Genomic DNA, 23,537 nt, shown 5'->3' with positions numbered 1-23,537 from the left:
CAAACGTTGTGAACGAGTTAATGAAAGAGTTTTGTAAAATGCGTACCCTTATCTCCGGTCTTGCGATCATGCTGGCCGCCCCTGCTTTGGCCATGACGGCTGACGACATCAACACGGCACAATATACAGATGGGGCCATCCCCAACGGACAGTCTGCCATTACCGTCAAGCTTCAGGTGTTGCTGGATCAGGCCGGCATTTCGCCCGGTGTGATCGACGGATATTCCGGCGGAATGAGCGAAAGCGCCCTGCGCGGGTTCGAGGCGCGCGAAGGCTTAGAAGTCGATGGCGTTCTTGACCCCGAGGTCTGGGCCGCACTGGGGGGTAGCAACGGTGGCGCCATATTGCAGAGCTACACCCTGACCCAAGAGGATCTAAGCAATCTGTCAGCTGAGATTCCCGACAACGTCGCAGAAAAGGCCAAGATGGAAATGCTCGGTTTTACCCGCGTGACCGAGGCGTTGGCCGAGCGGTTTCACATGGACGAAGATTTTCTGAAACTTCTCAACCCCGATGCCGCATTCGCCGAAGGGGATACGATCACCGTCACGGACACTGGACCGGACCTGGAAGGGGCGGGAGCCCGTATCGAGATCCGTAAATCGGAGCAGCGCGCGGTCGTGTTTGACGCAGAAGGCAATATGCTCACGAACTATCCGGTCGCCATCGGGTCCAAGGAAACACCATCCCCCGAAGGCAGTCTGGAGGTCACCGCTGTTGCGATCGACCCCACCTATAGCTACCGGCCTTCTGTCAATTTCGAAGCGGATGGCGTCAAAGAAGAACTCACGCTGCCACCTGGGCCGAATGGGCCTGTCGGGTCAGTCTGGATTGATCTGTCCAAACCTACATACGGTCTGCATGGCACGAGCGCGCCAGCAAAGCTTTTCAGTGCTTCAAGCCACGGATGCGTCCGCTTCACAAACTGGGACGTCAAGGAACTGGCACACATGGTCAGCAAGGGGGTTGTCGTGGACTTTGTCGAATGACACGCACTGCCTTCCTAACTTTGGTGATGGCGATGGCGTTTCCCGCCATCGCACAGGACCTTGCACCAGAGATGTCACCAAAGCCCCGGTTGAACCAGAACCGCGTCAGCATCACTGATGCGGGCAATGTTGTCATTCCCCCGGAGAAGAAGGCCGATCCTAAATCTGTCATCGAGACGGAGGATGACGCTGAAAAGACCGGCATGCGGGACCAGTTGCGCGAAACCGACGCCGACTACAAAGCATGCCTGATGCGCCTGGACCAAATGGGCGTGGTCTATAGCGAGGCCGAGCCGCTGATTTCCGAAGACGATGCGGATTGCGGCATATTGCGCCCGTTGATGGTCAGCGAAGTCGGCCCCGGCGTGGCGATCCAACCACCGGCAATGCTCCGCTGCGAAACGGCGCAAGCAGTTGCGACGTGGATGAAGGATTTCGTGCTGCCGGCAAGCGAACGTTTATCTGAACGGGGCGCTATGACCAGCATCGAAAACGGGTCCGGCTATATCTGCCGCCGACGCAATAACCTGCCGGATGCAAAGCTGTCGGAACATGCTTTCGGAAATGCATTCGACGTCATGGGTTTTCAGTTCAAAGACGGTTCGCGCATTGCAATAGAGCCCCGCGAGGCTGAAGGGTCCATGGCCGAAGCATTTCAGGACGCGGTACGCGGATCGGCATGTCTGGATTTTTCTACAGTTTTGGGGCCAGGCTCCAACGCCTCACACGACGACCACCTTCATCTGGACGTTATCGCGCGCCCCAGCGGATACCGTTTGTGCGAGCAAAGTGGCGTCAGCCCAAATTGAACGCCGTCGTGACGGGGTCTTGCCATTGGCAATGTGTCTATAACATCCTCTCTGAAGATCTCTGCTAATGCGATAAAGCCACCCGAAGTAAGGCCCTCAGCGAAGGTGTGATCCGTTCCGGACGCGCCCGTCGTACATGGCATAGATTTCGAGCAGTGCGTTCCTGCGTGCCTCAGAGACCAGTTGCGACGTCCCGACCTGATTGCAAAATTTATCCGCGCACATCAGGAAGGGTTCGACACTGGACGGATGTGATACTCTTCCATTGGTTAAATATTTTCGCCAAGCCCAAATTTAAGGGACAGAAAAAGAGTTTACTCGCTTCAGGACTAACTCGTTTTCACTTGGCAAAAGCGCTCTATTCGACTCCTGAAAAGTCGTGCTTTTGAGGTTAATGGGTTGTAAAAGATTGAACGACAGCCAAACACCATTGTGAATGTGCCTTCTGCGGCACATAACAATATTTCGCGATCTGGTATCCGCGATTTAATTTTGAATGCTTGACAGTGGCACGTAATGAGCAAGGCGCAAAAAGACAATCTTATCATCCATGTAGGACTTCCCAAGACCGGCAGCACGACGTTGCAACGGCATGTCTTTCCGGAAATCTCGGTGATGAAGAACATCACATTCAACCCTGAATCTCTGCAAAAACTGTTGGGACGGATACATTTTTTGCCGGATGAAACCGGGATCCAACTGGCGAAGGTCAAAGCTGAATTGCGCAAAGGTCCGCTTTTGGTCAGCAACGAAGCCTTGGTAGGCTTTCAGCCAGATGAATGGGAGGCGTTTGCGGACCGGAACCTGGAAATTTTTGGCAAGGACGCGACCATTATCTTGTCGATCCGCGACGGTGAAGCGCTCATGAAAAGCTTGTTTCTCGAAATGTTCAAACAAGGCATGCAGAAGTCTCCGGAATACTTCTTTTTAAAGAAAGACGCGTTCGTTCGGTTCAAAGCCTTTCGCGCGTCAGGGCTTCTTGCGCATTTTTCCGTCGATGATTTTGACTTGCAGAGACTTTATGCGCTGTATGCTACCCGCTTCGAAAAAGTATATTTACTGCCCTTGGAAACGCTGTCTGAGGGCGAGGTGTTCCAAGACATTTTCGCGCTGAGCGATGCCCAGACAGCCACGCTGCGGACACGAATTACGACAGCCAAGCGCGAGAACGTCGCTTATTCTGCCCGAGGGGTGCAGCTGGTTTTGTTGAAGGAAAAGATCGCCCGGGTGTTCGGGCTCAGTTCGTTCAACAGGATGCCTTTGGAACGGATTTTGGATGACCTCGATCCGGAAAAATCGGAAATTCTTATCGAAAAAGAGAAATTTGACCGGTCTAAGTTTTCGAGTCTATCCTATCAGGACAAGCGGAAAGCATTTGCACGGAAGGTCGGAAGAAAGATCGAATACTGGTTCAGTACCCGTTTCTTTATCGAGCGTATTTTGGACAAATATCTACCCTACAAACCCTATCAACTGACCCAGGGCATATATCGCAACGAAGACTTGAACGCCAAGAACCGGCAGTTCCTTTCAGATGTGATCCGCGAACAACGCGAGAGCGCGACGGGTTATATTTCGCCGGGCGTTCTGTTGCCTCAGGCCAAAATCACGTCACCCGAGACCACGATATGACGCTGCGCATCGCGTTTGTAACTGCAGAACCGTTTACCCAAGCGTCCGGCGTCCGGGTGGTTGTCGAAAGCTTGTCCAGAGAGCTTGCTGCACTTGGCCACGAAATCTGCGTTTTCGGGGTTATATCCAATGGCTCACCAAAGGAGCTGCCGGATTGGTGGCGCGGCGCGAAGGTTCAGACGTTTTCGGAGCGAATTGTCAAAACCTTTGGATTTTCCAACCAGATCTGCGCCCGACTGGCGCAGTTCAAACCAGATGTCATTCACGTCCACGGCATTTGGACGTTTTCCAGCATAGCCGGCATGCAGGTCAAACGCGCCACCGGTGCGTCCCTGATCATCTCGCCTCATGGAGCGCTTTCTACTGAGGCACTCAAGCAATCAACACACAAAAAGCGCCTTGCCATGGCGTTTTACCAACACAAATGTCTTATGGCCGCGGACGGCTTTCACGTCACCTGTGACGAAGAAGCACAAGAAGTGTTGAGCATTGCGCCAAAAGCGCATGTTCAGGTCATCCGCAACGGGGTCGATGCTGATGCCAATACCATTAGACCTATGACGGCGCGCAAAAAAAGGGTGCTGGCTTTGTGCCGGCTTGATCCGAAGAAGGGTCTAGAGAACCTGATTTCGGCTTGGAAGCATATGGCGCACCATCGCCCCGACTGGACGCTTGAATTGCGCGGCCCTGACCGTAATGGCTACATCAACCAGCTTAAGGCGCTTGCAGCGACTTGTACCACTGGCCAGATCTCCTTTGGCGGCCCGCTTTTTCACGCTGAACGCGATGCGGTGATGGCCGACAGCAAGCTTTTCATGCTGCCTTCAAAGAACGAAAACTTTGGATTAACGGCGGCAGAGGCGTTGAGCGTCGGGACCCCTGTGATCGCTGCAACCGGTACGCCGTGGTCGGGGCTGATCGACCAGAGCGCCGGATGGTGGACCGACAATACCCCAGAGATCTTGGCGCGCGCATTGCTTCATGCGACGAGCCTGCCGGATTCAACGCTTGAAGCTATGGGGCAGCGGGGGCAGGACTGGATGCTCAGAAGTTTTCGGTGGAAAGATATCGCAGCAGATATGTCAGGTTTTTACACCGACATCACCCGATGCCCCGCACAGACCAAACCGACCGCTCAAGAGCTTTGCCAGTGAAGGGCGTATTCTTTGACCTTGTCAAAGCGGTCGTTGTCTATTCTCCGCGTAAATCTATCCAGTTGTTTTGTCTCTACCTGCTTGCTGCCGCGTTGGAAGGGGCTGGCATTGCCTTGTTCATTCCTTTTTTCGCCGTAATGATCGGGGGGCAAAGTGTAGCCGACCGTCCGCCGAGCGTGCTGGATCAGTGGGTGGGGACAGGGCAGACATCCCCATGGGTTCTTGTTCTATTTTGCTTGATTTTCGTGGTCATGATTATCTTGCGGGCAATTGTTTCAAAAAATCGGGATGACGCGGCCTTTAAGCTGTCTACCTACTTTTCTGATCTGTTGCGGGTCGATCTGTTGGGCAATCTAGCGCAGGTCCGCTGGTCGTTCATGGCGGGACTGAAGCAAGCCTATGTCGAAAACATCCTGATCACCGAAATCGTCAGAGTGAAGTCCGCCGTTACCCTGATGAGCATTGCGCTTGTCGATGTGACCTTGCTGGTCTGCTACGGCGCGATCCTTGTTTATCTGTCGCCTGTGCTTGCAGTCCTAATTACCCTAGCGATTGGGGTCCTGTTTCTATGGCTCCGCCCTATCATGCGCAAAGCCCGGGATTTAGGGCGTGGCGTGACGGAAACCGGCCAGGCCTTGCATAAGATTACAAGTGAATTCCTGCAGAACCTCAAAACGGCCAAAGCGCAGCAGCTTGAAGCCCGATATGTTTTCTTTTTTGAAAAAGCTGTCGAGGCGTCGCAGCACAACAGCTTTGATTTCAAGCACCGTCAGCTTTCGACGGGTGTACTTCTTCAAGGGGTGATGGCGGGGGTGACCGGTCTACTCTTGCTCGTCGGCACGTTTTTGACCCAGACCCCGCCGGAACTCTTGTTGCTGATCCTTCTCATGCTCGCGCGGCTGACGCCGATCCTTCAGCGGTTCAACCAGAATGTTCAATCGATCGAGAACTTGTTGCCGGCCTTTGACACCTTGCGCGCCTTTGGCCGTGATTGCGCTGAGGCTCGGGATGGCAAATTGCCTGCAACACGCTGTCAAAACCTTCAGGAGGGCTCCTCTCATCCTGACTGTTTGATGCGTTTCAAAGATGTTGCCTTCGCCTTTGATCCAGAAGTACCATTATTGCGAGACGTCAATCTGGACGTGAAGTTCGGTGATTTTGTCGCCATCACTGGATCTTCAGGCGCTGGTAAAACGACGTTGATCGACCTTGCTTTGGGGCTCTATCACCCTCAATCCGGAGAGATTAACCATTTTGAAAACACCATCACCCCTGTCGCCGGGCGCGGTTACCTTAATCAGATTTCTTATATCCCGCAGCAGACTTTCTTGGCGAATACGACGATCCGGCAAAACCTGCTATGGGTTCAGGACGATGCGACCGACGCTGAAATTGATGATGCCCTGCGGCTTAGCGGTGCGATGGAATTTGTCGCTGCCTTGCCCCAGGGGCTAGAGACAATGGTCGGTGACCGGGGCTGTCGGTTGTCGGGCGGAGAACGTCAACGGATCAGTTTGGCCCAAGCCCTGTTGCGGCGGCCCCGCCTGATTATTTGCGACGAAGGGCTGAACGCCATCAGCCAAGACAATCTTGTTCCCTTGCTTGCCAACTTGCGCAAAGCGGACCCAAACATGGCCTTCATTTATGTAACGCATCGGTTGTTCGATACACATCTCATGGATAGGGTCTTTCATATTTCCTCGACGTCCCTGACTGAAATAAGGTCACACGAGACCAGAGTGCTGAAGCTGTGACGCTGAGGGGATCAAGACAAATAGAAGATGATCGGAACGTACATTGATCCTGCTTGTTAACGGCAAAAGCCATAGTGGTGCCAAACCTATCTTGCCCATGTCATTGCTGGCCGTCGCCGCAACATTCGAAGGGAAATTGCCCTACGAGATCGTTGACGCCAATCATCTGGCCGATCCCATCGAAACCTTGAGCGATAAGGTTGTGCAAACCGATGCGCGTATCCTTGCCCTGACGGTCATGCCCGGTCCGCAAACTGCCAGTTCATTTGAAATCACCCTTGCGCTCAAGCGTCGCTTTCCTGATCTGGTTGTGGTCTGGGGCGGATATTTCCCCACGATGTACCCCCGCGCCGCGATGAGCTGCCCCGCCGTGGATTACGGGCTCAAGGGATATGTGAACGGCGATCTGGGCACGTTTTTGCAAAGCGTTCTGGATGGCACGCCTGATCTTTCCTATCCCAACCTGATCTACCGCGACCCACAAGGCGAGATCATTCAAAACAGGATGTCCAAGCTTGTGGACATCAACTCCCTGCCGGAATTCCCTTACAAAGCTCTTGATATGGAGTTTTACATGCGGCCCACGTTCTTGGGGTCGCGCACGATCGGGCATCACATCAGCCTTGGCTGTCCGTTCAAATGCGGCTTTTGTGGCGTTGTCAGCATGGTGAATGGCAAAACGTCGGCTGAAACGCCTGATCTTGGTGCGCGCGGGGTTGCGCGACTGGTTGAAGAGTATGGCGCGAATGCCATTGAATTCCACGACAACAATTTCTTTCTGGGCGAGGCGCGCACAAAGTCTTTTTGCGATCAAATCGCGCATCACAAGATCAAATGGTGGGCTTACGGGCGCGGCGATACCTTGCTGAAATATTCCGAAGAAACGTGGGCTTCGATGGCGGCAAGCGGGCTGAAGATGGTCTATATCGGGGCCGAAACCGGATCTGACGCAACCTTGAAAAAGATGAACAAGGGGGGCAAACAAACTGTCAACGGCATATTGCAACTTGCTGAAACGATGCGAAAATTCGACATTGTGCCCGAGTTTTCATTTATTATCGGCAACCCTCCGGACCCGGTCACGGACATGGACGAGACGCTAGAATTCATCAAGAAGATCAAGGTGATGAATCCGGGCTCGGAAATCATTCTGTATTCCTACACGCCTGTCCCGCAAGAAGGTGAAATGCTGCAAAGCGCTGAAGACGCAGGTTTTGTATTCCCGACCGAGATTGAGGAATGGTCATCAGAACACTGGCAGCGCATTTGTCAGCGCCGCGACGGAGAGCTGCCTTGGATCACCGAAAAGATACGTCGCAAGCTGCGTAACTTCCGATTGGTGATCGACAGCACATTCCCGACGGTCACGGATGAAAACCTAAGCCCGATGAAACGAACAATCCTGCGCACGGCGGGGCGTTGGCGGTTTGCCACAAATTTCCACTACGGGCCCTACGAGCTGCGTCTGCTGAACAAATTGATTCCTTATCAACGTCCCGAGACCGCAGGCTTTTGATGTCGATCAAGCAGGGAGCGAGGGTCGCGCTGGTCAATATGCACTTGGCGCGCCCCGGAGATGATCTGCAAGCCACCACCAAGGCTTATTTTCACGCGCACTGTCTTGCCAGGGCTTTGGTCGATTTGGGGTATCAGGTCACGCTTTATCAGGCCTTTGATGTGCACCAACGCCAAGAAATCGCGGGCGTCGATGTTTGTGGCTTCCCGCTTGTTCAGGCCGGACGCAACCGTTCGAACGGGTTGATGACCCGGCTCTTGGGCCTAGAGGCGACAGGGACCCCGAACTGCGATGCACTGATTAAATATTTTGCGGCCAACCCGCCTGAGGTCCTTCATGTTTTCGGTATTTCGGAATGGGTGGCGCATCAGCCCGTGACCCGTTGGGCCAAGAATGCGGGATGTCTGGTCAGCTGTTCCGACCACGGAGGCGTCCCATCGCGTCACCCCGTCCGGCGGATACGTCAGAAAAATGCGCTTCGGTGGAGCGATGTGTTCTTCACCCCCTCACTGGAGCGTAAAGAGATGTGGCGCGGCAGCGGTTTATTCAACGCGCAGCAGCGTTTTGAGGGTCTTCCAGAGATTTCGACCTCTTTCGCGTTAAGCTCACAAGAACTGGCGCGGCAGAAGACCGGTATGACGGGCAATCCCGTCGTGGTTTCGACATCAAACCTGCAACACAGAAAACGCCCGATCCTGATGCTTGATAGCTTCGAGCATCTTTTGGAACAGTGGCCTGACGCGCAGCTTTATCTGTTTTTCCGGTTCGACACGCTGCTGCCGGAGGTCAAAAACCGGATTGCCAATTCGCCGAAGTTGTCCAGCGCTGTCACAATTTGCGGATCAGTGCCGCATGACGAAATGGTGGCTGTCTATAACAGCGCCGATATTTACTTCTTGACCAGCACCTATGAAACCGGACCGATTTCACTAGGAGAGTCGCTTGCATGCGGCGCGATGTGTGCCTGTACGGCACTTCCTTCGATCCAGCTCATTGCAGAACAGGATCAGGAGTTGAACGGCGTGCTTTTCTCGCAGACTGCCAACGCTGCGGAGATCGCTGAACGGATGGCCCCGCTGAAACGGTATGTGTCTCAAGCCACGCGTTTGCGCCAGCGAAGCTACTTTGATAAATATCTCAGCTACGACGTGATGGCGGGGGCGATGATGTCAGCACTTGGCACCTTATCCAACTCAAAGAGGGTTTGAATGCGCATCGCGGTTGTCACCAAAGGGTTTGCTCAAAGCAATAACGACTTGTCGTTGCCCCCTTTGATCGATTTGATCCGGTCCATTTCGGGAACCGTAGATGTTGATATTTATGCGATGTATTACCCGTTTGAAACGCGAGACTATCATATCTTCGGGGCGCGGGTCTTGTCCTTCGGGCTTGCGCGATACGGACGGTTACGCAAACGCGTGGGCTTGGGCACGGTCGAAAACAGGCTAATCTCTGAGCATCAGAAAACCCCTTATGATCTGGTGCATGCGATTTCGGCGGACACACCGGGGCAAGTCGCTGCGCGTGCGGCAAAGCGGCTGGGATTGCCCTTGATTACAACGATGTATGCTGGCGAAGCCGTTTTCATCGACCAGATTGGCTATGGCGCATACAAAGGCGCGTTGAACAAAGCGCGGCTTTCGCGGGTCCTGCGGCAGTCGCGCGCAGTGACCTGCGGATCGGACAGTTTGGCCAAGCGGATTGGCAGCCACGATGGCCCATCACCGCAAACCATCCCCTTAGGTTTGGATGCAGCGCGGTTTTCACCGACAGGTCCGGCGGTAGCCCTAAAAGGCGAAACACGTATCTTGAAAGCTGCGTCGCTGACCCCCGTCAAAGGGCTTGATATTATGCTTGCCGCGTTGCGGGGGGTGGTTGAACAATCCCCGGCGCTGTTGGACGGGGTGCATTGGCATCTGGTCGGGCCAGATGCCAATACGCGCGGGGCACGCAATGCGTTGACCCAGCAGATTGGCACCCTGCCCATCACGCTTCACGAGGCGCAACCCCATTGGGAAATGCCACAATGGTATCGCGGGGCGGATCTGGTCGTGCAAGGCAGTTGGTTCGAAAGCCAGTGTTTCGCTGCGATGGAAGCTGCGGCCTGCGGTACGCCGGTGATCGGGACTTCGGTGGGAATTCTGCCTCAGATGGTGGCGCAAGACTGGCGATGCGAACCGGGGAGCGTTGAAGCAATGCAGAACTTGTTGAAAACGACCCTCAAAAAGCGCGTTGATTGGGCGGGCGAAGCCGAAGATCAACGCGCTTGGGTCATGGAAAATGCGACGTTGGACAAGGCTCGGGACGCATTCTTGGCGCTTTACGATCAGGTTGCCGCCGGGCGCGTGTCGGTCCGTTGAAACACAAACAGGCTGTGATCGCCCAGTTTTGAGAAGGGCCAGACAGGACCGAGCCTCTGATCCAGCCAATAGGCCATACGCAGCAGTTTCGGACGTTTCTGATAGCTCTGGTAAAGCTCGCTGGGGGGCACGAAGACACCGATGGGGGCGGTCTTTTGCAATTTGAAGTGGGGTGAAAATGCCGACGTCAGGTCGTTGACCGACGGCAAATGAAGCGCGAGCTTGGTGCCATCTTCCAAGGTGGCGGTGGTGTGTTTGCGCCAGCGGCGTGTCAGGTTCTTCCGGTTCATCAAAGCAAGGTTCAGGATAAGTTCAGATAGGCACCAGCGGTTGATAACCACGATGAACACAACCGCATTCGGACGCATAAGCGGCGCAATCCGGTTGGCGAAGGCCCCCAGATCAGAAATGCAATTCACCGCGCCAAAGTTTGAAAAGACCATGTCATAGGGACTGTAGCGGGCCAAAACCTGCGGGGGCGGCGCATCGGCATTCCAGATTTCGAATCGCCCGTGATCTGGCGCGCGGCGGTTTCGCGCGACCTGCAGCATCTCGCTTGACGGGTCGGTGGCCATCACAAAATGGCCCTGCGCTGCAAAATGTGCAGCATCGACGCCGGTGCCGCAGCCAACCTCAAGAATACGCGCCTGCGGGGGCAAATAGGCTGTAGCCTTTGCATGGAGGTGATGGCGCAGATGCTGCGTGATGGGTTGGTTTGAAAAGCGGTCATCATAGTCGGGAGCAACCTCGTCAAAAGCTGCTTTTCTCATGCTTCGACCTCGTGACGCCTGCGCCAGATGTTCAGCCTGTGGCGGTAGGTCTGAAGCACCAGTTTGGGCAGTTTCGCCAACCCCGCGACGCCGGTTTTGCGGACACGGGTCAATTGGACTTCTGCCTGTATCCACGCCTCGATCGAATTATAATAAAGACGGGAATGGCGCCCCTTTATCTTGGCATCGCGTTCGGTTGTGGTCGCCCAATCACCCTGCATGACAAGCCGGTCCGCGACTTGATCGTGGTAAGGCGTTCCCTTGATCGGATAAGACAGCGTCGATAGCACATCGTCCGGTAGGGCGGCCTTCAGATGCTGGACCGTCGCCGCTATGTCGTCAAATGTTTCGCCCTCATATCCAACCATGATGAAGGTGCCTGCGCGGATGCCATGATTTTGCAACAAGGTAATCATTTCCCGCATGCGTTTTGCATTCGTACGCCGCTCCATCGCATCCAATATGCGTTGGGATCCGCTTTCCGCGCCAATCCACACGCGGTAGCACCCCATCCGCTTGAGGGTTTTGATGACATCTTCAGTCAGGCGATCCTCTCTTGATATGGCTTCGAAAGGGTAGTGCAGATTGTTTTGTTCCAGAAGGTCGGCAAAACGGTCGAGCCAGCGGAAATTCATGGTGAATACGTCGTCGGCATACCAGACCTGATCAGGCTGGTAGACGTCGCGAATTTCCAGCAGCTCGGCAATGACATTCTCAGGCGTGCGGTGGCGGTAGCTTTTGCCAAAGACCGAATGGCTGCACCACTGGCAGGCATAGGGACACCCGCGTGCCGTGATCAGCGACACCGATCTGACCCCGTGGTGCGTTTGCCAGATATCCATGTAGTGGTTCAGGTCAATCGCGGCGCGGTCGGGAAACGGGTAGTCATCAATCTGGCGGTGCAAAAATCGCGGTGCAGTGCGTTCGATCGCCCCATCGGCTGCGCGAAAGATCAAACCATTGATCTTGCCTAAATTCTTTAGCCCGTTCTTTTTCAGATGCGGGATCAATTCAACAAGCGTTTGCTCGCCTTCACCGGCAACGATGACATCGGCACCATGGTCGAGATATTCTTGGGCATAATTTGCCGCTTCGGGGCCGCCTAGAATGACATGGCACCCTTGGGCTTTTGCCATTTCCATGATGGCCAACACATGACGGCGGGTCATCAGATTGGTATATATCCCCACTGCGAAGGGGCTGTGTCGTTGGATGTCGTCTGCGACGGACTGATAGGTGCTGAAGGTGGTATCATGCAGCCCGACAGCAAACCCTTCGGCCTTTAGATAAGACGACAGATACAGCAAACCCAGCGGTGGGTAGGGTTTCATCACGCGCTTTTCAATCGGGTCCTGATCGAGAAAATAACTATGGCACAGCAAGATGTCCAAAGTCATTTCCCTTCGGTCAAATCAACAGCACCAAGCCCGGCCGCCGCGCGGCTCAGTTTGGGATCAATCGGTGTGACGCCCGGCCGCGATGTCACGCGCAAGACATGCAATTGCGCCCACAGCGGCACCATATAGACGAACGCGCGCAGGGTTCCTGCGGCTTCGCGCATCGTTGCTAATGGTTTGATTTTCCTGCCGTATCGCGCTGGATCGGCGTTGCGGTGCCGCGTTGATAGCGGGCAAGGCGATGGGTAAAGCGGTGCAGAACGCGGTAGAATGACGTCTTGAACGGCCCGCGATACATCAGATCCAGATCGTCGGCATGCTGCCAGTTTTTCTTGCTGCCCAGTTGGTCCAGAACACGATCATGGAACGGGGTGCCGGGCAAAGGGTAGGACACAGAAATACCGATCACGTCGGGCAAGTTGCGCCGCAAAAGCCCGAAGGTTTGTTTGATATCCGCCCAGGTTTCTCCTGGATAGCCGTATTGCAGAAAAAAACCGACCCGAATGCCATGCTGTTTTAACAGGCGAGTGGCATCGTCAATTTGCTGCAACGAGGTGCCTTTTTCCATCGCGTCCAAGATCTTCTGGCTCCCGGACTCGGCCCCGATCCAAAGCTCCTGGCATCCTGCATCTGCCAGGGCTTCAACTTCTCCCTTGCGCAGCAGCAGGTCTGCACGGCTGAGGCATTTGAAAGGAAGCTGCACGTTGCGGTCTTTCAACGCGTTGGCAAAAGAGCGCGCCCAACCTGGCTTCATCGCGAAGATATCATCCATCACCCAGATGCGGTCAGGGTTGCCCTGTTTTGCCAATATCGCGAATTCATCGGCGATTTTCTCAGGACTGCGGGCGTTATAGGCCCGGCCCCAAATCGGCTTTGCGCACCAGTTGCAATGAAACGGACAGCCCCGAGATGTGGCGATGTTCAGCTCGAACCGACCATGATGTGCTTTCCATTTCTCGCGGTAGCGTGACAGGTCGATCAGGTCCCAAGCGGGCATGGGTAAACTGTCAATGTCGCGCAGGCTGCGCCGCTTAGGCGTTTTTATGACCGCCCCATCTGAGCCGAAAAAGGTAATGCCTTCAATATGCTGGATGTTTTGCAAGCCACCTTGTTCCAAGGCTGCCACCAGTTGCTCGAGGGTAATCTCACCTTCGCCATTGATCACAACATCGGCACCGAAATCCAGATAGGTCTCTGGGACATCCGACGCGTCAGACCCCGCGACGATGACCAGCGCACCAGTTTTCTTGGCCGCTGCGATCATCACCTGGGCTGCGTCGCGCATGTTCAGCAGACACATCTTGGTCAGGTAGTTGAAATTATCTTCGTACATAACCGCAAGCTGCGGTCTTTCGGCATCGAGGGCTGCAGCCCAGACATCCGTGCTCTCGGCGATCATTGAGTCCGAGAAATGTACTTCGTGCCCGGCTTCGCGCAGAACGGCCGCTGCATAAAGGCTGCCCAAAGGCGGGAACAGCTCCATATTGGACCAGTTCTTTGGGTCCAGATACAGATGGTAGGCTTGGCCGATAAGAGTTTTCACTGAGGCTCCTGCAAGAAGTTATGCCACTGTTGCGCGCGGCAAGCGCAGTTCGTAAACGCTCATGATTTCGTTCAGATAGTTTTTGCGCGCAAAGACCGAGATGTCAAAACCTGCGTCGTGGGCGAATTGCAAAAACCCTTCATTGTCCCCGTCTGTAGAAAGATGCACCAAGGCGCGCCCGTTTGGGTTCAGGTGGTTGTGTAGGGCATGGCAGAAGCGTTCGATAAGGCCTTCGCTCCAGAATGCCTGGCTAAGGGGGTCGCCTTTTGGCGGGCCTTTGAAATAGGGTGGGCCAAAGCACACAAGATCAAAACTTTGCGAAGTGACGGGGGCAAATAGATCTCCCTCCAGCACGGTGATCCTGTCGGTCTGATCGTTCAGCAGGGCATTTGCCTTTGCGACCCTGACCGCATCCGGATTGATGTCCACAGAGGTGACTCGAAACCCGTTGCGGGCAGCAAATGCACCGACGATCCCGGTTCCGCAGCCCATGTCCAACATGGTTTTGTCTCTTTCGTCCGCCTCTAAAGTTATACGGCCCGCAGCGCGCCCCAGCATGACACCTGCTCGAAAAACGACCGGGTTGAAAACGGTCGGAATAACCACAAAGCTAAATCCGTCTACCTTTTCAACGACCGGCCTGCGGACGCGCGGCAGCAAAAAGGGACGGTACAGCCGCCAAAAACCACGCACAAGAATCTGGAGCATTCGGTTGGGGTACTGATTCAAGGACACATTCTGGGTCATTCGAAGTTTCAGCTCATCATTGGAAAACGGTCTTGGGTTGATCAGTTTTCGCCTCCGTTGATCAACGTGTCAACGCGGCTGCGCCATGCTTTCTCGATGGTATCACCTGTGAATATCCTTTGTCCGGTACGTTCAAGTGTGAAGGGACTATGCGGTGTCTCATGAAAGCCGGGCGCATTCAGACGGCGGATCTTTCGCTTGCTTTCATACCTCTCAAACCAGGTACCTATCGGTGAGTTCATCAGGATCTCGAGACCTGTCTTGACCCAGCGGTTCGGACGAACGCCAAGATGACGGGTCATTTCGGGAACATCCGTGGCATTTGGCAAAAAACGATCTGTCCAGAGGTTTTGCGCACGCAACTCACGGTAAACGTCTTCTCCGTAAAGCGGCACCATCAGTGCAAGTTCGTTCGCGATATAGAGCGTGTGCTTTTCCATATGCAAAGCCTTTGTCGACACAAAGTAATTGGGGCAAACGCCCAGTTTCGCGGTTTTGCTGTCTAGGACCCGAACGCAGACCACCCAGGCGCGCGCCCGCCACATCTTGCCTTGTTCGGTGATGCAAAAGAAATCCAGATCGTCGCCTGGCGTACTGTTCCGTGCTGCAAGCGCACCGCTTAAACCGACCATGCGGACATGCGGCATATTGCTCAAAACTCTTGCGACACCTCGCGCTTGCTTCAATCTGGATTGAAGCCGCGCTTCACTATTCCGGCGATTTGTCAGGTTTTCACGGCACCCCTTAAGCCAGTAATACGTACCGTCTGTTTCCAATCGACCTTGGCAAAGCTGTGTCTGCTTCAGCGCATCTTGTAGCTCTTGTATCGTACAAGCATAGCCGTGCAGGAACCTGTGCATTTCTTGCAGAGAGATCGCAAACCGAAAGCAATCGCTGTAGGAAACCGTCGACAAAATGGCATCTTCGATCATCGAGGTCTGAAGAATAGGCTGCCCAGAAACCATCGGGTCATTCATTCTGTGGTGCGGCATCGATAGGTTTCACAGTTTGGCGCAAGGTACCACCCGCGTCGAGGAAAGAGAAAAAGTGCTAGCAAACTATCGCGAACTTAAAACTGATGAGGCCATAAAGAGCAATCGCAAAGGACAGGACACGATGGAAAACGGTCGTGCGCGGTTGCTGACATAGAAGGACCTACCAGATGTTCTTGGGCTGCATCGGAGAGAAATAGGGGTTTGAACGAAGGAAGGATTACTGGTTCAGCTTGGCGAGCAGGACATCGAGATGGTCAAGAAGCCAAAGACGCCGGGAGTTTGAGCAGTAAGTTATATGTGTGATCCGCTTGGTATCTCACGAAGTGGGTTCCATGCATGATTGACGGGCTGATGATGACGTTTGTAGCTGATCGTGAGAGTCTGCATCGCTATCAGCTAAGACCGAACTGCGGCGCGAAAAATCGCGGGGAGGTTATCGTGACAACACCTTCAGACCCGATCGTCGGTATTTGTTCAATCCGGCCTAGATCGGAACATCCGCGACAACAGGATTGGACTGACCAGCGTGGTAACGACTGCCATGACAACGACGGACGAAAACAGGTTCGGCACGACGCCACCACCGGTCGCAAAAAGCCCGGCCTTCAGGGCAATCCCTGCGATAACCAGTTCAACGGCACCGCGCGGGCTCATCGCGATGCCGATAGATCCTGAATCCTTGTTTGAAAACCCGGAAGCACGGGCCGCAAGCCCTGCGCCGACGATTTTGCCCAGGAATGCACACAGGATCAGCAAGGCAAGGAATAAAGGGGCATCAAAAACTGATGAAAAATCAATCTCCAGTCCAATGGACGAAAAAAATATGGGACCGAGAAAGCCAAAGGTGATGGCCGATACAGTCTGCTCCAGCCGCTCATAACTTTCCTCGTCAATAGTATTGCGGTCAAAGAATAGCCCGGCAACGAAGGCACCCACGATGAAATGAAGGTGTAAAATCTCGGCCAGAACCGCAAAAGCAAAGGCTCCGATGAGCATCGCGCTCATCTCGATCTCATGAACTTTGAAGTGTATCAGCAGACGACCGCCCCAGGGAAAGACGACCAAGCCGATGAAGGCGGTTACGAGGAAGAAAACCAATATGTTTCCGGACAAAACCGCCAGATCGCCCATGTCCGCCATGCTACCCGCATCAAGAACACCGGTGAGCCATGCCAGAAGGATAAGGCTGAGCACATCGTCAAATACCGCCGCAGATACAACCGTCTCGCCGATAGGCGTGTCAAGCTGGCCCAGATCGGTCAGAATGCGCACCGTTGCTGGAACCGCCGTAATGGCGAGGGCCGTGCCAAGGAAAAGGCATTGCGCAAATCGCAGGGGCGACTCCGGTATGAACGCAAGTCCGAGCAGTATGCCCAGTCCAATCGGGAGGAGCATGCCGCCCATGGCGATGAAAAAGGAAGCTTTCGCGCGCGCAACTATCTTGCGGGGGTTCAGTTCGATCCCGGCATATAACATGAGGAAAAACATGCCCAGATCAGTGATCGCCGCAAAAACGACATTGTCGGAAATATCTGAAAGGGTTGGAAACGATTCCGGAAAACCGGTCAGGACAGCGCCAAGGGTGATCCCTGCGATCAACTCGCCGACCAATGAAGGCAGTTTGAGGCGCTCCATCAATTCGCCGAAGGCACGGGTAATGACGAGCAGCACCAAGAAGATGTAGAATAGATCCATTGCATCCTCCTAAGCAAAAGACCTCGAAAGTTGCCTTTTAAATATATGCATGGCACCAATTTTATTCAACATCCGCGCGCTTAGACCGTTTGTCTAAGGCTGCGACAGGTCGTTATGTATCAGTCATGCGACTGAAAAGGGGCCTGCGAGGCAGGCATGATCCGAGCACTTGTACAACCGCGCCCCATCCAACTGGCGCACTGCCGGGCACATGCGCGGTGATGATCGAGACATGCGAATTGAACGTGATTGAACCGCATAACGATCTAACCAGCTTCCTTCCAGCCATCATGAATGGCCACACGCAAGGCAGTCGTTGAGGCGCAAAACGGGTCATTTGCCGCATTTTGCGCAAAGGTTTCATTTGAAACAGGATAACGCCCTGAAAATCCTAATCAATGACCCATGTGAGCTGAATAAACGCCGAACGCGCCGACCAGAACCAAGCTCAACGCCCAGACGATATCAAGATTGAACCATGTTCGAGAAACAAATTTAAGGCCCAGCCAAAAGTAGATCGCGGTGGCGATCAACCCTCCGACGATGGTCATGGACAAAGTATGCACACCGGCAACTGCAAAGGCCGTGGTCACACTGTTGTTCATCAGGTTTTGCGCGGCAAGGTGGCCCGTTTCATCCCCGCCAAGGGTGCAAATCCCCAGATAGATAGGGAGTAACATGAGCCCTGCGCCATGTGCCATTGCAGCGAGGAATGACCAAAGCGCCAGTCGCGCGGGATGCACCCGCGCCAAAAACCTCGGGTGTCGGCGATTGATCAGCAGATAGAGCCCCATTCCGATGACCAAAAAACCTGCGACGATGCGAATTTCAGCCTGCCATTCGACCAGCACGATCATCATGGAGAACGGAAGTAAGATGCCGATCATCGCAAGAAAATGTCCGAGGGCAAGCATGGCCAATGCCCTTGGCATTGCCGTGTGATCTCGAGCCATCAGTGCTGCCGAGACGGCAAGTGGCCAGCCCATGCCGGGGTTAATGCCATGATAGAGGCCAGAAAAAATGACGGCCCCCCAAAGGGCCGTCACAGAGGTTAGATCTTCAATCATTCAGACGGACGGATAGCAAAAGCTGTCGGTAGAGCAGTCCCCGCCTTCAAGTCGGATCTGGTGTGAGCGAAGGCCTTTCGGAAACTCAATGTAGAAATCTTTGTTGAGCGTCAGCCCCCCGTTCTCTCCCACATCGGCCATCACCATCTGCCCACCTTCGTCATTCGGATAGAACTGGTCGTCCCATGTGGAATACAGCGAGTTGGTCCAGTATACTCGCTTTCCGTCACGACTGATTTCAACCATCTGCGGTCCATATGCAAAGGGCTTGCCGTTGGTATGCTTTTCGCCCTTGGCGATGCCGCCCAATTCTACCTTTCCCGTCAACACTGGGTTCATCGGGTCGGTAACATCGTATTGGTGCATCTCGCCCAACCCCCAGCACGCCACATATAGGTATTTGTCATCCAGGCTTAGGTCGATGTCCGTGACCAGAGGGGGCACGGCTTTAAACCCTTGCAGTAAAGGCGGCAGGTTTGCAGGATCTTCAGGACGCGGATCAATGGTGATGGTTTTCTTGGACTGCCAAACCCCCTCGTCATCGCGCCACCACGTAAAGATCGCGCCTTGCAGGTTTGTGGTATCAACCACTACGCCGCAGAACCCATAAGACTTTGTGGGATCATGCGCAGGTCGAATTTCCAGGGCCATCTGATAGTTCGCGCCGAAATCAATCGTTTGAATATTCTTGCGCGCGCGCAGGTTCCAGAAATGGATGGAGTGGCCGTATTTATTGGACAGCAGATCCTCTGGGACGAGACCATTTTCAAACTGTGGTGGCAGCCCCCATTCGGAACTGACCATGTAGTCCTGCGGCAGGTTCCACCAGAAATCGTAGTGCTTGTCCTGCTTGCCGCGATCCATCTCGTACTGGCCGATGATCTCGAAGGTTTCACAGTCCATGATAAAAATACCCGGAGGGCCGTCAGTACCATCCTTACCGCTACCACCAAGGCACGAGACATAGATGCCTTCAGGCCCGCAATGGATCGTATGGGGTCGGGAATAGCCGGTCTTGGCGAACAGTTCCTCAGGCTCGATCGTCTTGTGAATACGAGCTTTTAGCGGGTCTTTTACGTCGATTACGTAGATCCGCGAGGAACGGATACCCGGCACGATCAAGTAGCGTCGCTCAAGGAAGGCGTGGCCCGACAGCGGTGAGAGAGAAGATGAACAGGCGTTCCAGCCGAAGTGATGAAATTCGTCGCCTTTGTTTGGAACGATCACCTGATGCACGATCTGGCCGTAGGTGTCTGAACCAGGCTTGAGGTCAATGACGGCGATGCCATCAGATTGTGAACCATCAGGGCTGAGCATTACGGTAAAAGCGTAGTTTTCAACAGGTGCTTGCATGGCCAATTTTGGCGATGCATGGAATGTGGGGTCAGGTCTAAGGTTCATATCGTTCCTCCCGGTTTGAAATGAATGCCCTGTTGGGGCTGATTTTTTGGGGCCTCTTTTGTCTATTTGAAAATGCGCGTTTCAACGCAGCGACTGCTGACATCAAAAGCATAACATCAAAGTTGACCAAACTCTGAGTCAAATTTGACCAGTACAGAACTGTCAGTTTGGCAATGGAGCCTTAATTGACCTTGTCTTAACGGTCAGTGGCAGTCGAAAATGGCGACTTCGGTCGGCCTTCAGTGCAGGTTAGACTGTTTGGGGCGCGCAAATCCGGTTGTTTGTACCGGAGTAGAGTGACATCGGAAATCCGAAGTCGCCGTGAGCCGTGTGATCGCAAAGGGGCATTGTTTGGTCAGACCGATTGACCCGTGCTTTCGCGCATATCTCCAAGGTTGGGATGGTGAATGGGGAGAGTGCGGAATTCGATCATTCCAGGATGCTGCCACAAACCGCGCTGCAGTTCCAAGATGTACGCCAAGTGTGAATTCGCCGCTTTCAGACCGTCGCATCTGGAGAGAATGGCCGGTTTGACGGGCGCGTCACAGCTTGCCACCTTATCGCTGAACATTAGTCTTGCTCCGGTCACATCCGGCAACCGAACTTGGTGCCTATCACTTTGCAGAGCCCGCTTCCTGCGCTTGGCCACCCTTGGGGGCCTTTACCAACAGCGATCCATCCGGGAACACAGAACGAACTACGGAAGAAACACTTTCCTCACGTAGACCGGCACATCCATGACCGCGATTGTCTCCTGCGAGCCGTCCAAGACGGTGTCCAATTCCGCTACCGTGCCGGTCAGACTGAACTCGCCGCTGGACGGCTTGCCAAGTGTTTTGCTGACGACCAGATCGACCATCTGATCATAGCGATAGATGCGAGAGAAATCCGGGTTGGCGGCCGAGTGAGGGGCAACTTCGCCTTGGCTCCAGCCGCGTTTGCCTGTCGTGTAATTTAGCGTAAAAACGAGTTCGCCACCGCCGGCAGGCATGATCCGCCACTCGTCGAAACTCGTCCGACCGCCATTGGCCGGGCCACTCAGCGACTTGGTGCGCGCTATTTCGGCAGCGGTGGCCACACCGTAAGGGTTGCGGTCAGGGACAGTTGTCATAATTCGAAGGACAAACATGCGTACGGCGTCATCATTCTTGCCGAGGCCCACCAACACAGCGGCGCGGCGGCTGGCAGGGTCGAGCGGCTTACCATCCGCTTCCATCTCCAGCACACCATCAATCAGCGCAAAGAGCAGGTTCGCCCCCTTCAACGGCCCGTCAGGGAAAGGAATAGAAGCCCAGCCTTCAGGCATCAACCCCTGTATGCCGTCTGGATTTACCTTCAGGCCCAGCAATACGCGGCTGTCGATATTGGTGCCAACATAGGTCTCGGCCTGCGCCGGAATGGAGAGTACCGTCATCGCAAACACAAACGTCAGCCAACGCATGAATGACTTAAGCGGCATCGCAATGCTCTCCCATCCTGTACAGCAGCACCCCGAATCCAGGGGCTTTCCACGCTCAACCTTAGATTCTGGCGCAATACGTGCGATGATATGCATCAACCCAAAGCGACGGGAACCAGCCGCCACGACCGTCGAAGACACGTGACGGGCCGCGACCCGATCATCGAACGCTCAGCCATTGAATGATCCGGACGCATATTTTGGTGTCAGAAATCCCAGTCTTCGTCTTCTGTCGCTACCGCCTTGCCGATGACATAAGATGAACCGCTACCTGAAAAGAAGTCGTGGTTTTCACTGTCGGGAGACAAAGCAGCAAGGATCGCGGGGTTCACCTCGCAGACTTGCGCGGGAAACAGCGCCTCATACCCCAGGTTTTGCAGCGCTTTGTTCGCGTTATAGTGCAGAAACGCTTTCACGTCCTCGGTCAGGCCCAGATCGTCATATAATTCGGCAGTATAATGCGCCTCGATCTCGTAGAGGTCGAACATCAACGAAAATGCGAAATCCTTGAGAGCGTCGCGGTCGGCCTGTGGCAATTGTTCGGTGGCGCGTTGGAACTTGTAACCGATGTAATAGCCATGGATCGCCTCGTCACGGATGATAAGGCGGATCAGATCGGCCGTGTTGGTCAGCTTGGCACGACTGGACCAATACATCGGCAGATAGAAGCCCGAATAGAACAGGAAACTCTCCAGAAACACCGATGCGATCTTGCGCTTCAGCGGGTCGGCTGTGGCGTTGTATTCTTGCAAAATCAAACGGGATTTTGCTTGAAGATGCGGGTTGTCCTCTGACCAACGAAAGGCATCATCGACTTCCTTTGTGGAACACAGCGTCGAAAAGATCGACGAATAGGACCGCGCATGCACGGCTTCCATGAACGCGATGTTGGTCAGCACGGCTTCCTCGTGCGGGGTCTGTGCATCGGGCATCAGCGACGGCGCGCCAACGGTGTTCTGGATCGTATCAAGCAGCGTCAGCCCCGTCAGAACCCGGATCGTCAGCGTGCGCTCGTCCGGTTTCAATGTGGCCCAGCTTTGCACATCGTTGGAAAGCGGCACCTTTTCGGGCAGCCAGAAATTGACGGTCAGACGGTTCCAGACCTCAAGGTCTTTGTCGTCCTGGATGCGGTTCCAGTTGACGGCGCGGGGTACGGCGGGGGCGTGGTCAAGGTCTTTCATATCGGGCCTCACAATGTGCAGGAAACGCAGCCGTCGACTTCCGTCCCCTCAAGGGCGGTTTGGCGCAGGCGGATGTAGTAGATGGTTTTGATGCCCTTCTTCCACGCATAGATTTGGGCGCGGTTGATGTCGCGGGTCGAGGCATCGGCGGGGAAGAACAGGGTCAGCGACAGGCCCTGATCCACGTGGGTGGTTGCAGCGGCATAGGTGTCGATGATCGCTTCGGGCCCGATCTCGTAGGCATCGCGGTAGAATTCGAGGTTGTCGTTATTCATGAAAGGGGCAGGGTAATAGACGCGCCCGATCTTGCCCTCTTTGCGAATTTCGATCTTGCTGACGATGGGATGGATCGAAGACGTTGAGTTGTTGATGTAGCTGATGGAGCCTGTGGGCGGCACTGCCTGCAAGTTGCGATTATACAGCCCGTGTTCCATGACCAGATCGCGCAGCTTGGCCCAATCCTCACGGGTGGGCAGATCTTTGCCGTCAAACAGCGCCTTTACCGCGTCACTTTCTGGCAGCCAGTCGCGGGTGGTATAGGTTTCAAAGAACGCACCGCTGGCATAGGTGGAGGTTGCGAAGTCTTTGAAGGTTTCGTCCTTTTCCTGTGCCAGAAGGTTCGACGCGCGAATAGCGTGATAGGTGACAGCGGCGAAATAGACGGACGTAAATTCGACCCCCTCGGCGCTGCCATAGTGGATGCGTTCGCGCGCCAGATAGCCGTGCAGGTTCATCTGTCCCAGCCCGATCGCATGGCTTTCGTCATTGCCGCGCCGCACGGATGGCACCGAATTGATCGACGACATTTCAGACACAGCCGTCAGCACCCGAATGGAGGTTTCGACCGTCGCGCCAAAATCGGGTCCGTCCATCGTTTTGGCGATGTTAAGCGACCCCAAGTTGCAAGAGATATCCGTGCCAAGGTGGTCATATCCCAGATCATCGTGAAACGTGCTGGCCTCGTTCACTTGCAGGATTTCCGAGCACAGGTTCGACATCGCGATGCGCCCGTTGATCGGGTTGGCGCTATTCACCGTGTCTTCGAACATGATGTAGGGATAGCCGCTC

Annotated in this window: 20 protein-coding genes; 8 read left to right on the top strand and 12 right to left on the bottom strand. The window is 54.5% G+C overall.

From position 1 onward, the window contains the following. Positions 1–38 precede the first annotated feature (38 nt). The 8 genes from RGAI101_RS20430 to RGAI101_RS20395 all read left to right on the top strand — a co-directional run bounded on the left by RGAI101_RS20430 (position 39) and on the right by RGAI101_RS20395 (position 10,214). Positions 39–989 carry a L,D-transpeptidase family protein gene (locus RGAI101_RS20430; protein WP_008230130.1) on the top strand — a complete coding sequence of 317 codons (951 nt, stop codon included), beginning with the start codon at positions 39–41 and terminating at the stop codon, positions 987–989. After that, complete coding sequence (locus tag RGAI101_RS20425; protein ID WP_037230436.1) at positions 986–1,798, top strand: extensin-like domain-containing protein; 813 nt, start codon at positions 986–988, stop codon at positions 1,796–1,798. Before RGAI101_RS20430 ends, RGAI101_RS20425 begins: the two co-directional genes overlap by 4 nt. Before the next feature lie 516 nt (positions 1,799–2,314). Then, positions 2,315–3,430, top strand: coding sequence for a hypothetical protein (locus RGAI101_RS20420; protein ID WP_037230434.1), 1,116 nt, complete (start codon positions 2,315–2,317; stop codon positions 3,428–3,430). Further along, positions 3,427–4,584, top strand: coding sequence for a glycosyltransferase (locus RGAI101_RS20415; RefSeq protein WP_008230150.1), 1,158 nt, complete (start codon positions 3,427–3,429; stop codon positions 4,582–4,584). Before RGAI101_RS20420 ends, RGAI101_RS20415 begins: the two co-directional genes overlap by 4 nt. Continuing rightward, positions 4,581–6,338 carry an ATP-binding cassette domain-containing protein gene (locus RGAI101_RS20410; RefSeq protein WP_008229973.1) on the top strand — a complete coding sequence of 586 codons (1,758 nt, stop codon included), beginning with the start codon at positions 4,581–4,583 and terminating at the stop codon, positions 6,336–6,338. The genes RGAI101_RS20415 and RGAI101_RS20410 overlap by 4 nt, the downstream gene beginning before the upstream one ends. Positions 6,339–6,381: 43 nt before the next feature. Next, positions 6,382–7,854 (top strand): B12-binding domain-containing radical SAM protein, encoded by a 1,473-nt coding sequence (locus RGAI101_RS20405; RefSeq protein ID WP_037230432.1) that lies wholly within the window; start codon positions 6,382–6,384, stop codon positions 7,852–7,854. Next, complete coding sequence (locus tag RGAI101_RS20400; RefSeq protein WP_157044769.1) at positions 7,758–9,062, top strand: glycosyltransferase family 4 protein; 1,305 nt, start codon at positions 7,758–7,760, stop codon at positions 9,060–9,062. Before RGAI101_RS20405 ends, RGAI101_RS20400 begins: the two co-directional genes overlap by 97 nt. Beyond that, complete coding sequence (locus tag RGAI101_RS20395; protein WP_037230428.1) at positions 9,063–10,214, top strand: glycosyltransferase family 4 protein; 1,152 nt, start codon at positions 9,063–9,065, stop codon at positions 10,212–10,214. Here the strand turns inward: RGAI101_RS20395 and RGAI101_RS20390 are convergent. The 12 genes from RGAI101_RS20390 to RGAI101_RS22725 all read right to left on the bottom strand — a co-directional run bounded on the left by RGAI101_RS20390 (position 10,181) and on the right by RGAI101_RS22725 (position 23,518). Then, complete coding sequence (locus RGAI101_RS20390; protein ID WP_008229874.1) at positions 10,181–10,984, bottom strand: class I SAM-dependent methyltransferase; 804 nt, start codon at positions 10,982–10,984, stop codon at positions 10,181–10,183. The two genes, RGAI101_RS20395 and RGAI101_RS20390, sit on opposite strands and share 34 nt — an antisense overlap. Next, the gene (locus RGAI101_RS20385) at positions 10,981–12,381 is read right to left on the bottom strand and encodes a B12-binding domain-containing radical SAM protein (protein ID WP_008229926.1); all 1,401 of its coding nucleotides are present in this window, start codon (positions 12,379–12,381) and stop codon (positions 10,981–10,983) included. Before RGAI101_RS20385 ends, RGAI101_RS20390 begins: the two co-directional genes overlap by 4 nt. Beyond that, the gene (locus RGAI101_RS22015) at positions 12,378–12,545 is read right to left on the bottom strand and encodes a hypothetical protein (protein WP_008229885.1); all 168 of its coding nucleotides are present in this window, start codon (positions 12,543–12,545) and stop codon (positions 12,378–12,380) included. Before RGAI101_RS22015 ends, RGAI101_RS20385 begins: the two co-directional genes overlap by 4 nt. A gap of 5 nt (positions 12,546–12,550) precedes the next feature. Next, entirely contained in the window at positions 12,551–13,924 is a 1,374-nt protein-coding gene (locus RGAI101_RS20380) for a B12-binding domain-containing radical SAM protein (protein ID WP_008230152.1), read from the bottom strand. 18 nt (positions 13,925–13,942) lie between these two features. Beyond that, the gene (locus RGAI101_RS21400) at positions 13,943–14,632 is read right to left on the bottom strand and encodes a methyltransferase (protein ID WP_008229905.1); all 690 of its coding nucleotides are present in this window, start codon (positions 14,630–14,632) and stop codon (positions 13,943–13,945) included. A gap of 80 nt (positions 14,633–14,712) precedes the next feature. After that, positions 14,713–15,648: a hypothetical protein gene (locus tag RGAI101_RS20370; RefSeq protein ID WP_008229909.1), complete on the bottom strand. Its 936-nt coding sequence runs from the start codon at positions 15,646–15,648 to the stop codon at positions 14,713–14,715. A 492-nt stretch (positions 15,649–16,140) separates the two neighbouring features. Beyond that, positions 16,141–17,361, bottom strand: a complete 1,221-nt coding sequence (locus tag RGAI101_RS20365; RefSeq protein ID WP_008230106.1) for a cation:proton antiporter — start codon at positions 17,359–17,361, stop codon at positions 16,141–16,143. A gap of 395 nt (positions 17,362–17,756) precedes the next feature. After that, positions 17,757–18,428 (bottom strand): hypothetical protein, encoded by a 672-nt coding sequence (locus RGAI101_RS20360; protein ID WP_037230424.1) that lies wholly within the window; start codon positions 18,426–18,428, stop codon positions 17,757–17,759. Continuing rightward, positions 18,429–19,829 carry a selenium-binding protein SBP56-related protein gene (locus RGAI101_RS20355; RefSeq protein WP_037230422.1) on the bottom strand — a complete coding sequence of 467 codons (1,401 nt, stop codon included), beginning with the start codon at positions 19,827–19,829 and terminating at the stop codon, positions 18,429–18,431. 697 nt (positions 19,830–20,526) lie between these two features. Continuing rightward, positions 20,527–21,288, bottom strand: coding sequence for a hypothetical protein (locus tag RGAI101_RS20345; RefSeq protein WP_008230007.1), 762 nt, complete (start codon positions 21,286–21,288; stop codon positions 20,527–20,529). A 206-nt stretch (positions 21,289–21,494) separates the two neighbouring features. Continuing rightward, positions 21,495–22,469 (bottom strand): class 1b ribonucleoside-diphosphate reductase subunit beta, encoded by a 975-nt coding sequence (gene nrdF / locus RGAI101_RS20340; RefSeq protein ID WP_008229988.1) that lies wholly within the window; start codon positions 22,467–22,469, stop codon positions 21,495–21,497. A gap of 8 nt (positions 22,470–22,477) precedes the next feature. Then, positions 22,478–23,518, bottom strand: a complete 1,041-nt coding sequence (locus tag RGAI101_RS22725; protein WP_008229888.1) for a ribonucleoside-diphosphate reductase — start codon at positions 23,516–23,518, stop codon at positions 22,478–22,480. Between the last annotated feature and the right edge of the window lie 19 nt (positions 23,519–23,537).

It is taken from the genome of Roseobacter sp. GAI101 (assembly GCF_000156335.1).
Lineage (GTDB): Bacteria > Pseudomonadota > Alphaproteobacteria > Rhodobacterales > Rhodobacteraceae > Sulfitobacter.
The sequence above is the reverse complement of the archived record's forward strand: the minus strand, read 5'-3'. Positions and strand labels throughout refer to the sequence as shown.